This is a genomic window from Pantoea sp. X-Soil-ISGK-259 (genome assembly GCF_059730705.1).
Genome location: NZ_AP035986.1, coordinates 1,009,662 through 1,025,438 on the forward strand (window position 1 = coordinate 1,009,662; position 15,777 = coordinate 1,025,438).

General features: G+C 56.6%; 14 protein-coding genes. 7 read left to right on the top strand and 7 right to left on the bottom strand.

The window, feature by feature from the left end:
* Positions 1-141 precede the first annotated feature (141 nt).
* The 4 genes from AC6I77_RS04595 to AC6I77_RS04610 all read left to right on the top strand — a co-directional run bounded on the left by AC6I77_RS04595 (position 142) and on the right by AC6I77_RS04610 (position 4,209).
* Positions 142-1,026 (top strand): DUF6024 family protein, encoded by an 885-nt coding sequence (locus AC6I77_RS04595; RefSeq protein WP_003850414.1) that lies wholly within the window; start codon positions 142-144, stop codon positions 1,024-1,026.
* A gap of 105 nt (positions 1,027-1,131) precedes the next feature.
* Complete coding sequence (adk, locus tag AC6I77_RS04600) at positions 1,132-1,776, top strand: adenylate kinase (protein WP_003850412.1); 645 nt, start codon at positions 1,132-1,134, stop codon at positions 1,774-1,776.
* A 113-nt stretch (positions 1,777-1,889) separates the two neighbouring features.
* A complete protein-coding gene (gene hemH / locus AC6I77_RS04605) occupies positions 1,890-2,849 on the top strand; it encodes a ferrochelatase (protein ID WP_497816735.1) in 960 nt (319 codons plus the stop codon).
* A gap of 58 nt (positions 2,850-2,907) precedes the next feature.
* A complete protein-coding gene (locus tag AC6I77_RS04610) occupies positions 2,908-4,209 on the top strand; it encodes an inosine/guanosine kinase (RefSeq protein WP_003850408.1) in 1,302 nt (433 codons plus the stop codon).
* 223 nt (positions 4,210-4,432) lie between these two features.
* Here the strand turns inward: AC6I77_RS04610 and ybaL are convergent, their stop codons facing one another.
* Complete coding sequence (gene ybaL / locus AC6I77_RS04615; RefSeq protein ID WP_003849412.1) at positions 4,433-6,127, bottom strand: YbaL family putative K(+) efflux transporter; 1,695 nt, start codon at positions 6,125-6,127, stop codon at positions 4,433-4,435.
* A 557-nt stretch (positions 6,128-6,684) separates the two neighbouring features.
* On the opposite strand from ybaL, the gene ushA reads away from it, so the two are divergent.
* Positions 6,685-8,451, top strand: a complete 1,767-nt coding sequence (ushA, locus tag AC6I77_RS04620) for a bifunctional UDP-sugar hydrolase/5'-nucleotidase UshA (RefSeq protein WP_497816736.1) — start codon at positions 6,685-6,687, stop codon at positions 8,449-8,451.
* A gap of 34 nt (positions 8,452-8,485) precedes the next feature.
* Here the strand turns inward: ushA and AC6I77_RS04625 are convergent, their stop codons facing one another.
* Positions 8,486-8,917, bottom strand: a complete 432-nt coding sequence (locus tag AC6I77_RS04625; RefSeq protein ID WP_003849418.1) for a multidrug/biocide efflux PACE transporter — start codon at positions 8,915-8,917, stop codon at positions 8,486-8,488.
* A gap of 89 nt (positions 8,918-9,006) precedes the next feature.
* Between AC6I77_RS04625 and AC6I77_RS04630 the strand changes: the two genes are divergently transcribed.
* Positions 9,007-9,876 (top strand): LysR family transcriptional regulator, encoded by an 870-nt coding sequence (locus AC6I77_RS04630; protein WP_033742998.1) that lies wholly within the window; start codon positions 9,007-9,009, stop codon positions 9,874-9,876.
* Here AC6I77_RS04630 and ybaK read toward each other — a convergent pair.
* The 3 genes from ybaK to copA all read right to left on the bottom strand — a co-directional run bounded on the left by ybaK (position 9,873) and on the right by copA (position 13,912).
* Positions 9,873-10,352: a Cys-tRNA(Pro)/Cys-tRNA(Cys) deacylase YbaK gene (ybaK, locus tag AC6I77_RS04635; protein WP_003849421.1), complete on the bottom strand. Its 480-nt coding sequence runs from the start codon at positions 10,350-10,352 to the stop codon at positions 9,873-9,875. The genes AC6I77_RS04630 and ybaK overlap by 4 nt on opposite strands.
* A gap of 172 nt (positions 10,353-10,524) precedes the next feature.
* Entirely contained in the window at positions 10,525-11,328 is an 804-nt protein-coding gene (locus AC6I77_RS04640) for a TraB/GumN family protein (RefSeq protein WP_140033631.1), read from the bottom strand.
* A 70-nt stretch (positions 11,329-11,398) separates the two neighbouring features.
* On the bottom strand, positions 11,399-13,912 hold the full coding sequence (copA, locus tag AC6I77_RS04645; protein WP_187512767.1) for a copper-exporting P-type ATPase CopA: 2,514 nt from the start codon (positions 13,910-13,912) through the stop codon (positions 11,399-11,401).
* 97 nt (positions 13,913-14,009) lie between these two features.
* On the opposite strand from copA, the gene cueR reads away from it, so the two are divergent.
* Positions 14,010-14,414 (top strand): Cu(I)-responsive transcriptional regulator, encoded by a 405-nt coding sequence (cueR, locus tag AC6I77_RS04650; protein WP_003849426.1) that lies wholly within the window; start codon positions 14,010-14,012, stop codon positions 14,412-14,414.
* Here cueR and AC6I77_RS04655 read toward each other — a convergent pair.
* Positions 14,402-14,848, bottom strand: a complete 447-nt coding sequence (locus AC6I77_RS04655) for an NfeD family protein (protein WP_003849428.1) — start codon at positions 14,846-14,848, stop codon at positions 14,402-14,404. The two genes, cueR and AC6I77_RS04655, sit on opposite strands and share 13 nt — an antisense overlap.
* Complete coding sequence (locus tag AC6I77_RS04660; RefSeq protein ID WP_003849430.1) at positions 14,848-15,762, bottom strand: SPFH domain-containing protein; 915 nt, start codon at positions 15,760-15,762, stop codon at positions 14,848-14,850. The genes AC6I77_RS04655 and AC6I77_RS04660 overlap by 1 nt, the downstream gene beginning before the upstream one ends.
* Positions 15,763-15,777 lie beyond the last annotated feature (15 nt).

The following is a 15,777-nucleotide window of genomic DNA, read 5'->3' on the forward strand; positions in this document are numbered from 1 at the left end:
TTTTAATGTCCAGCCGCATTCCTCTACTCTGTAAAGCAAATTCTGGCGGGTTGACTCAGCCTTATATCTGTGTTTTTTTCACCGATATTCCGCCTCGCTTAACCTGCGCTCACGCCGCACACTCCCTGAAGCGAGACAACCATGGCTCACAGCCCTTTATCCTCTGAAACGTCAGCAGAGGCGCGCCATCGGTTACGCCTGGCGCTCTCACGCTTTTACCGGCTGGAGCAATTCGATCTCTTCTTCGCGCCCTCACTGCATGTAGCGCAGGTCCTGCTTTCTCAGCTTTTTCTGCGTCAGGAGCAGGCACGTAATCAGCAGCGCTACGCCTCGCGTTATCCGATCACCGAACTTAGTAACCTGCCAGCGGTTCCGCTGATAGCAGGCAGCATTATGCTGGTTCCTCATATCGAATTGCCGAATGGCCGCGTGCGTCCCTTACAGGATTGCCAGAATCAGGGCGTGACTGAGGCGAGCGAGAGCTTCGCCAGCGTGCTGCATCAAAGACTGATCGATGAATCCCATTTGTTTGTTACCCGGCTGGATCGCCACGCTGAGATCTGCAGCGATCTGGTGCTCGTAGCGTTGCGGACCCATGACTTCAGTACGCTGGTGCGCAGCGAACTGCGGCTATTTGAACAGGGACTGACTCTTAACGCCACGTATGAGGCGCTGCGCCGCTTCGACGATCCGCTGTGGCGCCCCTACAATGCTGCCACCGTCGATGCGCTTTCCCTGTCATCCCCACTGCCGCTGAACTCCTGTCATCAGCCTGGTTTGCCGTTCGCCAGCTTTAATGTTCCGGCCTCGCTGATCTCTGCGCTGTCAGATGCGGACGATGTGGTGAAATGGCCGCAGCTGGCGAGGCTGCAGCTGAATGCTAACGTGCGGGGCAGCGGCAAAAAAAGCGTGAATATGACGCATCATCTGAGTCGGCGACTGCAATTTCTGCTCAGCGCAGGTGGTAAATCTGAAAAAGCGTCAGTCAGGCCGGGCGGGTCGGGGTCAGGGCCAGAAAGCCGCTAAAGTCACCCTGCGCGATCCGCGCCCTTCCTTGTGATGAGCGGGTCATAATGGTATGTTCTTCCGCTTCTAAGATAGATCAATGCGATTCGCAAGGGGATTTACGCAATGCGTATTATTCTGCTCGGAGCTCCGGGCGCAGGTAAGGGGACTCAGGCCCAATTCATCATGGAGAAGTACGGTATTCCGCAAATCTCCACCGGCGACATGTTGCGTGCAGCAGTAAAAGCAGGCAGCGAGCTGGGCAACCAGGCGAAAGCCATTATGGATGCTGGCAAACTGGTGACCGATGAGCTGGTGATTGCGCTGGTCAAAGAGCGTATCACTCAGGAAGACTGCAAAAACGGTTTCCTGCTGGACGGTTTCCCGCGCACCATTCCTCAGGCAGATGCAATGAAAGAGGCCGGGATCAAGGTTGATCACGTGCTGGAGTTTGCCGTACCGGACGAACTGATTGTTGAACGCATCGTGGGCCGTCGTGTTCACACCCCATCTGGCCGCGTTTATCACGTCACCTTTAATCCACCGAAAGTGGAAGGCAAAGATGATCTGACCGGCGAAGAGCTGACCACGCGTAAAGACGATCAGGAAGAGACCGTGCGTAAGCGCCTGGTGGAATACCATCAGATGACCGCGCCACTGATTGCTTACTACAGCAAAGAAGCGGAAGCGGGCAACACCGCCTATCACAAAATCGACGGGACCCGTAAGGTGACCGAAGTGAGTGCTGAGCTGGCTAAGATCCTCGGCTAAGCTCAACGGGGCCGGTATTACTGGCCCCTTTTGCAGTAATCGATTTTACCTCCCACTAATTCCGCTACAATTTCCCCGTTTTCACGCATCCCCGCTGTCATCAAGGAACTCCAATGAGGCAAGATAAGCCCGGCGTGTTATTGGTAAATTTAGGTACGCCAGACGCCCCAACCACACCTGCAGTTAAACGCTATCTGAAACAATTTTTAGGCGATCCGCGCGTGGTTGATGCGCCGCGCTGGCTCTGGTGGCCGGTTCTCAATGCTGTCATTCTGCCGTTTCGCTCGCCACGCGTCTCTAAACTCTACGCATCGGTCTGGATGGAAGGGGGATCACCGCTACTGGTTTACAGCATGCGTCAGCGCGATGCCCTGGCGGCCCGTGTTGATATGCCCGTCGAGCTGGGCATGAGCTATGGTAACCCGAGCCTGAAAAGTGCAGTCGATAAGCTGATGGCGCAGGGCGTGACCCGCCTGATTGTGCTGCCACTCTACCCGCAATTCTCCTGCTCCACTGTGGCCTCAGTGTGGGATGGTCTGACCGCCGTATTCAAAGATTACCGTTCGCTGCCTGACGTGCAGTTTATTCGCGACTATGCCGAGCATCCGGCCTATATCGCCGCGCTGAAAGCGACGGTGGAGCGCTCATTTGAGCGGCACGGTCAGCCCGATCTGCTGGTGTTATCGTTCCACGGCATTCCGCAGCGTTTTGCCAACGAAGGCGATGACTACCCGCAGCGCTGTGCGGATACCACAGCGGCCCTGGTTAAAGCGCTGGGTCTGCGTGACGGTCAGTACATGATGACCTTCCAGTCACGTTTTGGTCGTGAACCCTGGCTGATGCCTTACACCGACAAAACCATGGAAAGCCTGCCCGCCAAAGGGATCAGGCATGTTCAGGTGATGAGTCCGGGCTTCTCCTCTGACTGTATGGAGACGCTTGAGGAGATCAGTGGCGAAAACGGCGAGATCTTCATGCATGCCGGTGGTGAGAAGTTTGAGTATATCCCTGCGCTGAACGCCGATGAGGCGCATATCGACATGATGGCGCAACTGGTCGACGCACGCCGTTAAAGCGCAGGCGGAGAGTGTGATATCATTCTCCGCCTGTTTTTCCAGACGGCACCTCCCGATGAAATTTCCCGGCAAACGCAAATCCAAACACTACTTTCCCGTCAGCGCACGCGATCCCCTGTTACAACCCGCACAACACGACGTTGATGCCGGCAGCTGGGTGGTGGGTATCGACCAGACGCTGGTGGATATCGAAGCAAAAGTCGATGACGCTTTTCTTGAGCGCTACGGCCTGAGTGCCGGGCACTCGCTGGTCATCGATAATGCCGTCGCGGAAGCGCTCTATAACGAGCTGATGCGCGAAGCGCTGATCACCCATCAGTTTGCCGGTGGCACCATCGGTAACACGCTGCATAACTTCTCGGTACTGGCTGATGACCGCTCGGTGCTGCTGGGTGTTATGTGCAATAACATCCAGATTGGCGGCTACGCCTATCGTTATCTCTGTAACACGTCAAGCCGGGTCGATCTCAACTATCTGCAGGGTGTCGATGGCGCTATTGGCCGCTGCTTTACGCTGATTGGTGAACATGGCGAGCGAACGTTTGCTATCAGCCCAGGCCAGATGAACCAGTTACATCCGGATAACGTGCCGGAAGAGGTGATTGCCGGTGCCTCTGCACTGGTACTGACCTCTTACCTGGTGCGCTGCGCCGAAGGTGAGCCGATGCCGCAGGCGACGTTACGGGCGATTGAGTATGCCAAACGTCACAACGTGCCGGTGGTGCTGACGCTGGGCACCAAGCATGTGATTGGCGATAATCCTGAGTTCTGGCGGGACTTCCTGCGTGATCATGTCAGCATTGTGGCCATGAATGAAGAGGAAGCGCTGGCGCTGACCGGCGAAGCCGATCCACTGCTCGCTTCCAATATGGCGCTGGATTGGGTGGATCTGGTGCTCTGCACCGCCGGCCCGATTGGGCTTTACATGGCGGGCTACACCGAAGACGAGTTCAAACGTAAAACCAATCATCCGCTGTTGCCGGGTGCGATTGCTGAGTTCAACCAGTACGAGTTCAGCCGCGTAATGCGCCAGCAGGATTGCCAGCAGCCGCTGCGTGTTTTCTCGCACATCGCGCCTTATATGGGCGGACCGGAAAAGATCATGAACACCAACGGTGCCGGTGATGGGGCGCTGGCGGCGTTACTGCATGACATCACCGCCAATAACTATCACAGCCTGAATGTGCCTAACTCCAGCAAACATGCGCGTCCGTATCTGACCTATTCGTCGCTGGCGCAGGTGTGTAAATATGCCAACCGTGTCAGCTATCAGGTGCTGAATCAGCATTCGCCGCGTTTAACCCGCGGCCTGCCGGAGCGGGAAGACAGTCTGGAAGAGTCTTACTGGGATCGGTAAAGCGGGTCGCCACAGGGCGGCAGACAGTTTGCAAACTTAAATGAGGGTGAATCTGACAGCAATGGATTAATTCAACGCGCAGGGAACAGGGTCAGAAGAGGAAAGCGTCCCGCGCCAGGACGGCGCGGGCCGAGCATGTCATGGATGACGGCTTTTGCGTCTTTCCGATCTGAACCTGTTCCCTGTGCCGTCTCGGTATCACAGCTATACGGGCCAGACTTAATCAGCGCACTACGTCGCAGGCCTGTAAATCCTCGCCCTGCGTCATCTCATCCTGCAGAATTTGCAGCATACTGCTGGCAATCTCACGCTCACCCATCACCACGCGAGTGGCGCCACGTTCCATGATGTACTCCACTTCATCGTCATAGTGAGCGCGGGCGATAATCTCGATATTCTGATGTTTTTCACGCGCGGCGGTGACCACTTCTCCCGCCTCATATCCATTCGGGATGGTCAGCAACAGCCAGCGGGCGCAGTCGAGTCGGGCCAGTTCCATGGTGTCCGCGCGAGCCGCATTTCCCAGCACGGCTTTGATGCCTTGCTCGCGCAGTGCTTCAACACGCGTGCGGGAATTCTCAACCACCACCAGCGGAACATTGGCTTCAAGCAGCTTCTGGCCAATCAGGCTGCCAACACGACCATAACCCACAATCACGGCGTGATTGCAGAAATCGACCGGGATCTGCTTCTCTTCTTCAATTGCTTCTTCCAGCGTCTGCTCTTCCATCGTCTCCGTTTTCGCCAGGAAACGCTCAAGCAGGGTAAACAGAATCGGGTTCAGCATAATCGACAGGATGGCGGCGGCCAGCACCAGATTGCGGCCCTCATCATTCAGCAGCCCAAGTGAGATACCCAGGCCGGCCAGAATAAAGGCGAACTCACCAATCTGCGCCAGGCTGACCGAAATGGTCAGAGCCGTACGACGCGAATGGCCAAGCAGCGACACCAGCAGCCAGGCAGCGACTGACTTACCCACCACAATAATGACCAGCGCGCCCAGCACCGCCAGCGGCTGCGTAACCAGAATCGACGGGTCAAACAGCATGCCGACCGACACAAAGAACAGTACGGCAAACGCATCGCGCAGCGGAAGGGTATCGCGCGCAGCGCGGTGGCTCAGTTCCGACTCGTTCAGCACCATACCGGCGAAGAAAGCGCCCAGCGCAAACGACACATCAAAGAATTCAACCGCACCAAAGGCGATGCCCAGGGCCAGAGCTAACACCGCCAGTGTAAACAGCTCGCGTGAGCCAGTGGCGGCGCTGCGGGCGAGAATCCAGGGCACAGCACGGCGTCCCACCACCATCATCAGCACCATAAAGGCGGCGACTTTGCCAATCGTCCACAGCAGGTCCCAGACCAGCAGTCCGGCGCTGGCGTTACCCTGTTCCATCATGCCGGCAATCGCAGGCAGCAGCACCAGCGTCAGTACCATCACCAGATCTTCAACGATCAACCAGCCAATCGCTATCTGTCCACGCTGGCTGTCGATCAGCTGTCGCTCCTCTAACGCGCGCAGTAACACCACGGTACTGGCGGTAGAGAGGCACAGACCAAACACCAGGCCCGTCATCCATGACCATCCCATCGTCCACGATAATCCCATTCCCAGTAACGTCGCGACCGCGATCTGTGCGATGGCACCGGGAATGGCGATCGACTTTACCGACATCAGATCTTTCATCGAGAAGTGCAGGCCGACACCAAACATCAGCAGGATAACGCCGAGTTCTGCCAGTTCAGGGGCCAGATTCGTATCTGCAACAAAGCCGGGAGTAAAGGGACCGGCCAGCACGCCAGCTATCAGGTAGCCGACCAGGGGAGAAATTCGCAGGCGATTTGCCAGCATCCCAAGGAGAAATGCCAGAACCAGTGCTCCGACAATGGTAGTGATCAGCGGTGTGGTGTGATGCATGCCTGTCTCCTTGTATACAAATGTGTCCGCTTGTAACAAATGAGTTTAAAACAAAATCTATTCTTTCGCTGAGCAATTTGCGGGAATACCTTAAAAAACCACGAAAAAAAGTCAAATGTACAGTTGAGTGGGTGTTTTTATTCATTATCCGCAATATTCACTGATTTGACGCTTCAGACCAGGGGATGAGAAATAAATATCAGATGCAGTAAATGATGCCGTTCTGGCGTGAAAAAGAGATAAATGTGTGTGCAGAGCAGTTAAATTCTGTCAGCGGCACTTTTTACAGCAGTCAGCAGGGAGGTCAGCAATAGCGTTTACTGCCTGTATCTGCACTCTCCACCAATAACCGGACAGGGTCACTGGTAAAGCGCGTTATCGCACTAACGCCGCTTTGCAGGGCTGTCCTGCTCATCAAAGGCGGATCAGAAATAAAAAGATCAGGGCGTGTCAGGCAGATGAATGTGCATTGGCCTTGAGTTCGCCGGGGGAATGTGCGACACAGTGGGGCAAAGCGGCAGAAAGTCGGGCCAGACGATAAATTAAGGAGAGTCTCAGTGTTGTTATCTAAATGGACAGGGGTGGGCATGGCACTGCTGGTGGCCGTGATGCCGCTGTTTTCACAGGCCGCCCAGGCCGATCGCACCTATCGTTTCAGTCTGCTGCACACCAACGATGAGCACGGTCATTTCTGGTTTAATGAACAGGGTGAGTATGGCCTGGCCGCGCAGAAAACCCTGATGGATACCATGCGCTACGATGTTCAGTCCCGCGGCGGCGGCGCATTGATCCTCTCTGCCGGTGATGTGAACACGGGCGTGCCGGAGTCCGATGAGCTGGACGCTGAACCCGATTTCCGCGCGATGAATCTCATTGGCTATGATGCGATGGCGCTGGGCAATCATGAATTCGACAAGCCGATCGCGGTCCTGCGTAAGCAGGAGAAGTGGGCGAGATTCCCGCTACTGGCCGCCAACGTGTATCAAAAAAGCACCGGTCAGCGCCTGTTCAAACCCTGGGCGGTATTCAACCGTCTCGGATTAAAGATCGCGGTGGTCGGGCTTATCACCCCGGACACGGCGAAACTGGCTAATCCGGCCGGACTGACAGATACCGAGTTCCGCGATCCGGTCGCAGAAACGGTGAAAGCGGTGGCTGAATTGCGCGCCACCGAGAAGCCGGACGTGATTGTCGCGCTGACCCATCTGGGCCACTATGACGACGGTAAACACGGCAGCAACGGCATAGGTGATGTCACGCTGGCGCGCAGCCTGCCTGCCGGAACGATCGACCTGATTGTCGGCGGTCATTCGCATGATGCGGTCTGCATGGAAAAAGAGAACGTCAGCGTAAAAAATTATCAGCCAGGCCAGCCGTGTGAGCCGGATAAGCAAAATGGCATCTGGATTATGCAGGCCGACAAGTGGGGCAAATATGTCGGCCGCGGTGACTTCACCTTCCGTAATGGTCAGGTGACGCTGGAGGCTTATCAGCTGGTGCCGGTTAACCTCAAACATAAGATAAAGAATGCAGATGGCAGCGAAACCTGGCTGACCTGGCAGGAAGAGATCCCGAAAAACACCGCCATGATGAAGTTGCTGATGCCGTTCCAGAAACGTGCAGAGGCGAAGTTAATCATGAATGTTGGCAGCGCTGACGGCAATTTCAGTGGTGAAAAAGAGCAGGTTCGCTTTGAGCAGACGAATCTGGGCCAGCTGATTCTGCGCGCCCAGATGGCGTTCACCAAAGCCGATTTTGCGGTGATGAGCGGTGGCGGTATTCGTACCTCACTGAAAGCAGGCAAGCTGAACTGGCGTGACCTGTTGCAGGTTCAGCCATTTGGCAATCAGGTGGTTTCGGTCACCCTGACCGGTGCGGAGATCAAAAAATATCTGGATGTCGTTGCTAATATTCAGCCTGATTCAGGCGGCTACGCGCAGTTTGCCGGCATCAGCCTGACCACCTACGGTAAGCAGGTCAGCAACGTCAGCATTAACGGTAAACCGCTGCAGGACACGCAGATTTATCGCATGGCGACCAACAGCTTCAATGCAGCAGGTGGCGACGGTTACCCGCGTCTGGATAATCACCCCGGGTATGCCAACAGTGGAGCCGTTGATGCGCAGGTGCTGCGCGACTTCATTAAGGCGCATTCGCCAGTGAAAGCCAGCGACTATGAGCCGAAAGGGCAGATCGTGCATTTGACGGATGAGCAGATTAAGGCGCGGGATGAGGCGGCGGAAAAAGCGCGGAAGCGTAATTATCCCAAAATGATTCTGGCGTGGATCTGGCCGTGGGGGAACCAGACAGCCGCCACGCATTGAACTCACCGGGAGGCGCTTGCGCCTCCCTTTTTTCTTACGCCTGGCAGGAGTGACGTCTAATCCAGCGCTCGCGCAGTTTGTCCCATACCCAGTTGTAGGCCATGGTGTAGGGCAGGAAGAAGAGGAAAAAGGCCACTTCTACCAGCAATGCCTGACCCAGGGAGATATCCAGCATCCAGGCGGCAATCGGCAGACCAATCAGGATAAATCCGCCTTCAAACCCCAGTGCATGTAACACACGCACGCCGGGTCCGCGTTTCTGGCCCGGCGCATAGAGCCTGTCAAATCCGCTGTTATAAATCATGTTCCATAGCATCGCGACCGTTGAGAGCATAATCGCCAGCGATCCCATCTGAAACAGCGGCTTATTCATCACCCATGCCGCCAGCGGCGAAACGGTCAGAATCGCCAGCGTTTCAAAGCAGACAGCATGAAGAATACGTTCTTTAATTGAGCGGGTACGCATTGTTAATTCTCCTTGAATAATGCGGCGCATTTTCACACGTCAGAATGCTAAGATAAAATGAACACCTATCGAAAAAAGCGATGGTTCAGATGCGTTACTCCCCGGAATCCCTTGAGGCTTTTATGCAGACCGTGGCGAGCGGTTCTTTCTCTGCGGCGGCGCGCGCGCTGGGTAAAAGTCAGTCCACCATCAGCGCAGCAGTGGCAAATTTAGAAGATGATCTCGGTTTCGTGCTGTTTGATCGCGCCGGTCGTCAACCCATCCTGACCGAGCAGGGACGCCGTGTTATTCCTCAGGTTCAGCAAATCCTCGCCGCCAGTGAGCGGCTGGATGCGCTGGCGATACGTCTGTCGCAGGGCGTTGAGCCCCGGCTGAGTTTTGCTATGTCCGATTTCTGGCAAACCGATCACCACGAGCATCTGCTCAGGCAATTTGATGCCCGTTATCCGGAGATTGAACTGGAGGTCATGATTGCCGAGGATGGCGATGTGCTGGATCTGCTGCAGGCCGGGCGGGTCCATCTGGGTGTGGTGCGGGCACAGCCTAATCTGCCGGTGGATATTGCGGTAGCACGACTGCAGGTTGAAGCGCAGATGGCCGTCTTTTTACATCGCGATCATCCGCTGGCGCAGCTTAGTACCGTCAGCGAAAGCGAGCTGGAAGGCGTTCGTCACCTGCGGCTAAACACCTGGGTTGAGGCCTCTGAACCCGCGCCGATGGGACGAATCTGGTCGGCACCCACGTACTTACTGCTGTTAGAGATGGCGGAGCAGGGATTTGGCTGGACTGTTTTGCCGCGCTGGCTGGTGAAGCAGTTTGGACATGACGTCCTGAAAGAGCTGTCGATGCCGGGCTGGCCGCAGCATATCGCCATTGAGGTGGTATGGTCGCGACGCACGCCACCTGGCCCGGCGGGCCGCTGGATGATCGATCAGCTTTGCGCCCAGCCACGGGTTTAATCGTGGCGGGCGATATCCGCAAACGGGGCGTCCAGCAGCCGCGAAAGATCCTGTGGTGCCAGTTCGATATCCAGTCCACGCTTACCGCCTGAAATAAACATGGCGTCAAACGCGCGGGCAGAATGGTCAATCACCGTAGGCAGCCGTTTTTTCTGCCCCAGTGGACTGATACCGCCCACCAGATAACCGGTAACCCGCTGCGCCAGCTGGGGATCGGCCATATCTGCTTTCTTCGCGCCCAGCGCTTTTGCCACCTTCTTGAGATCCAGCTGTGTCGAAACTGGCGTAATCGCCACCGCCAGCTGTTTCGCCTCGCCATTCAGCGCCACCAGCAGCGTTTTATACACCTGCCGCGCATCCAGATTGAGTTTGCGCACGGCTTCATCACCAAAATGCGTTTCGTGACTGTCATGCTCATAGGGGTGCAGGACGAAGCTGACTTTTTGTTTTTCCAGCAATTTTACGGCGGGCGTCATACGGGCTCCTTACTAAGAAAAATCTTATTGCGCAGATCCATTGAAAAAGGTGGCGAAATTTTGTTCTTTGCGTAAAATTGGCCTCGCGCCCGCAATCTGATTGCTGGCGATAACCAAAATCATAAACAAATTCCTCTTTGACGGGCCGATAACATTATCGGCTCTCTTTTTTTCAGGGCTTCTTCAGCATATCAGGCAGATTAGCTTCGCCGTACAGATGCAGCGCGCCGACCGCGACCACATAGTTTCCTGCCGCGAGCCCTCGCAGGCTGTCACACCATTGCGCATTGCGCTGACCGATCAACGTATCATTCAGCGCCTGACTAAACGTGGCGGGCAGGGTAATTTCCGGCTGGCGTGGCGGCGTATCGAGCCACCAGCTCACCATCATCTGCAGCAGTCGCGCATTGGTATGCCAGTGCAGCAGTGTATCCTGTAACAGCGCCATACCGTCATCCGGCAGTGCGGTCAGCAGGGCGATCTGTGCATCTGCGCCTTCCAGTTCAATCACCGGCTTGTTCAGATCTTTTGCTGCCTGCAGCAACTGATAATCGATGCCGTAGTCAGGTCGCAATCCCAGTCTTTGCGCCTGCTGTGCCTGTAACATCAGCGCCACCTGCCAGGCGGGCAGGTTATCCAGCAGGCTCAGGTTGAGACTCATCTCCTGACACAGTGCGGTGAGCGTTTGCATCGTACTGCTCTCCAGCCGTGTCGTGAGTGCTGGACGATCGCCCCGGTGATCAAAGGGTGATCCACCCTGCGTAATATCCGCTTCCACTATGAGCGCATCCGCCTGCTGCAACAGATGCAGCAGGCGCGGCGGCAACGGTTGCATGTCGCGCGTTCCCATATGGATGCTGCCCACCAGATGCAACTGACGATCGCCAAGCCGGACATCCATCGCAGGCCAGCGGTAACTGGCGGGAAAAAGTTGGCTGATAAAGCCGCGCAGTGAGCGCCAGATGTTGCCTGTCATTCCCAATCCTTGCGGTTCAAAACGCCATGCTAGCGACTTCAGAGAACGAAAAACAGCGCTGAAAAGGCGATTACTGGCGCGGCGGTTGGTAACGCAGCAGGCGGTTTGCATTGCTGACCACCGTTATAGAGGAGAGCGCCATCGCTGCACCCGCCACAATCGGGCTAAGCAGAGTACCGGTCAGCGGATAGAGCACACCCGCAGCCACCGGAATACCGATGCTGTTATAGATAAATGCGCCAAACAGGTTCTGCCGGATATTGCGCAGTGTCGCAGAAGCGAGCGCTAACGCATCCGCCACGCTGTTCAGGTCGGCACGCATTAATGTAATGCCTGCCGTTTCCACGGCGACATCGCTGCCGCCGCCCATGGCAATGCCCACTTCGGCCTGCGCCAGCGCAGGCGCGTCATTGATACCATCACCGACCATCGCAACGCGGCGGCCCTGTTGCTGTAAGGCTTCAATGGCAGCCGCTTTGCCATCCGGCAACACGCCAGCAATGACTTCATCAATACCGGCTTCGGCTGCAATGGCGCGCGCGGTATTTTCATGGTCACCGGTCAGCATAATCAGGCGATAACCCTGCTGATGCAGCCGCTTCAGGGCGGCGCCACTTTCTGGCCGAAGCTGATCGCGGAGCGCAATCAGACCGGTTAGCTGGCCCTGTTCCGCCAGTAACACCGGCGTTGCCCCCTGTTGTGTCAGGCGCGCAATCTCTGCTTCTGCCACCTGATAATCAATGCCGCTGTCGTGTAACAGTGCAGCATTACCCAGCAGCAGCGTTCTGCCATCCAGAATACCGCTGACCCCTTTACCGCGTATTGTACGAAATTGCGCTAACTGAGGCGGTTGCGTCAGTTTCGCTTCAGCGACAATCGCTTTCGCCAGCGGATGACCCGAGGAAAACTCCAGCGCGGCCGCAGTCGCTAACACGGATTCACGGCTGGCATCACCCCAGACCAGCACCTCGCTGACCTGCGGCTTACCGGCGGTGAGAGTACCGGTTTTATCAAACACCAGCGTGTCGATTTGGCTGGCGCGCTGCAGGGCATCGGCGTCGCGGACCAGCACGCCCAGTTCAGCGGCACGTCCAACACCGGCAATAATTGACATCGGTGTCGCCAGTCCCAGCGCACAGGGGCAGGCAATAATCAGGACGGTAGTCGCGATTACCAGCATGTAAGCGATGTGTGGCTGTGGCCCGAACAGATACCACACTGCGCCGCTGAGCAGTGCAATCAGCACCACGACCGGAACAAAAACAGCAGAGATACGATCGGCCAGACGTCCCACATCCGGTTTGCTGCTCTGTGCCTGACGTACCAGCCGGATAATGCGCGACAGGGTGGTGTGATTCCCGGTGGCCCGTGCGGTAAATTCAACCGAGCCGTCCTGCACCAGCGTGCCGGCGAAGATCGCCGCACCCGGATTTTTGCTTTGCGGCACCGCTTCGCCGGTAAGCATCGCTTCATCAAACCAGGCTTCACCCGTGACGATTTCACCATCGACCGGAACCCGATCGCCGGTGACCAGGCGCAGCGTCATGCCAGGCTGGACGTCGCTTACCGGGATCAGCCGGTCACCCTGTTGATCGACCAGCCGCGCCTGGGCCGGCGTCAGATCAAGCAGGCGTTCCAGCGCCTTAGACGATCGCTGACGCGCCCGCTGCTCCAGCGCATGTCCCAGATTGATCAGTCCCAGAATCATGACGCTGGCTTCAAAATAGAGATGGCGTGCCTGCGGCGGGAAAAAGTCGGGCCACAGCACCACGCTAAAGGAGTAGACCCAGGCGGCGCCTGTGCCGAGTGCCACCAGCGTATCCATGGTGGCGCTGCCATTGCGTAAACTGCGCCAGGCACTGCGATAAAAGTGGCTGCCGGTCACGACCATGATCAGCAGGGTTACGACGCCCAGCGCCAGCCAGGTGGTGTGGTTGCTGTCGGTGAGCATCATGTTGTTGCCCACCATGCCCCAGATCATCAGTGGCACGCCAAACGCCAGGGCGACAGCAGCCTGCCAGCTGAAACGCCGCATGGCACGGCGAGCGCTGTGCTGCTGTTTTTCACGTCGCTCCTGCTCGTCATCCACGACCTGCGCGCCATAACCCGCGGCATCGACGGCAGCCACAAGCTGGTGCGGGTCAACATTGCCCAGCACCAGCGCGCTGCGTTCACCGAGATTGACCCGTGCCTGGCTGACACCGGTAACCTGCTGCAGCGCTTTTTCAACACGACTGACGCAACTGGCACAGGTCATGCCTTCAATCAGCAGCATATGGGCAGGCAACGCTTTTTCTGCCGGATGAGAAGCGGTCTCCGTTGTCAGCGCCTCCGGCGGCGGCTCCGATGCTGTCAACGGTTCAGACTTTGGGGAGGCGTCTGCTGTTTTCAGCGTGGCGTGATAACCCGCCTGTTCCACAGTAGCAATCAGCGCGGCCGCATCCGCCTGACCAGAAACCTGCGCTTCCTGTTGAGTGACCTCAGCCAAATCAACATCGTCGCGTTGTTCCAGTGCCTCTTTGACGCGTTTGACACAGTGACCGCAGGATAAGCCGTCGAGTGCCAGGGAAATAGTGTGTGACATAATCAACTCCTTCTGTAATCCCATTTGACGAATTGGTCAGTTCCGATTCATGCTTAAGCATAAACCTTCCATCAAGGGGAAGGTCAAGGGGACGCAAATGAACATCAGCGATGTGGCGAAAAAGACCGGGCTGACCAGCAAGGCGATTCGCTTTTACGAAGAGAAAGGCGTGGTGACACCGCCGTTGCGCAGTGAAAATGGTTACCGCACGTATAGCGGTCATCACATTGACGAGCTAAACCTGTTACGTCAGGCGCGTCAGGTGGGGTTCACGCTGGATGAGTGTCGTGAGCTGGTGGCGTTTTTCAATAATCCCTCGCGCCACAGTGCTGATGTCAAAGCCCGCACGCTGCAGAAAGCTGATGAAATCGCGGCCCACATTGAAGAATTGCATACCATGCGCGCACGCCTGCTGGCGCTGGCGGACGCCTGTCCCGGCGATGACAGTGCCGAGTGTCCCATCATCAATAATCTGGCCGGATGCTGCGGTCAGCGTGGCTGAATACGCAGTGTGATGCCCTCAACACCCACCACGACCACCGCTGTGCCCGCAGGCAGATCCCGATCTGCCTCAACACGCCAGCTGCTGTCCCCGATGCGCACATGGCCGGTGCGGTTGTGCAGGGCGGTATCCAGTGTAAGCTGCAACCCGATCATCTGGCTGCCGCGCTGGTTCAGAGCGTTGGGTTTTTGATGCGCCTCGCGGTGGCGCATCCAGCGATACCACAAAAAAACACACACCAGCGTCATCGCGGCAAACAGGGAGCCCTGTGCCGTCCAGCTCACTGGCATAAACCATTCAATGAGGCCGACAATAACCGCCGCCAGACCGCTCCACAGCAGATAACCGCTGGTGCCCAGCATCTCAGCCGCCAGCAGTAATCCACCCAGCGTCAGCCAGAACCAGTGCGGGTGCGCGATAATGTCGGCCAGCATCAGCGTTTCGACTCAGTGCGTGAGTCCTTCAGCAGTTCACCGATGCCTGCAATTGAACCCAGCAGACTGCTTGCCTCCAGCGGCATCATGACGACTTTGCTGTTATTCCCCTCACCGATTTTTTGCAGCGCATCGGTGTATTTTTGTGCCACGAAGTAGTTGATCGCCTGAATATCGCCTGCTGCGATCGCTTCAGAGACCATTTTCGTGGCGTTAGCTTCTGCCTCAGCCTGACGCTCACGCGCCTCTGCCTGAAGGAATGCCGACGTACGTTCACCTTCGGCTTTAAGGATTTGCGACTGCTTTTCCCCTTCAGCGCGCAGGATTGCCGCCTGCCGTACACCTTCGGCTGTGAGAATGTCGGCGCGTTTGGTTCGCTCCGCTTTCATCTGCGCATTCATCGCGCCAATCAGTTCCTGCGGCGGACGCACGTCACGAATCTCGATGCGGGTGATCTTAACGCCCCACGGATTCGTCGCTTCATCCACGATGTGCAGCAGGCGGGTGTTGATGCTGTCGCGCTGTGACAGCATTTCGTCCAGCTCCATACTGCCAAGAACAGTACGCATGTTGGTCATGGTGAGGTTCAGGATAGCCTGCTCAAGATTGCTGACTTCATAGGCGGCACGCGCAGGGTCAACAACCTGAATAAAGCAGACGGCGTCGATGGTGACGTTGGCGTTGTCTTTAGAAATGATCTCCTGCGAGGGAATATCCAGTACCTGTTCCATCATGTTGATCTTACGACCGACACGATCCATGAACGGCACTACCAGGCTTAATCCTGGCTGCAGGGTGCGGGTATAACGGCCAAAGCGCTCGACCGTCCATTGAAAACCTTGTGGCACGATTTTAACGGTCGCCCAGACCGCTACCAGTGCCAGGATAATCAGGGCAGGAATAACAGTAATCATACAACCTCCGCATTG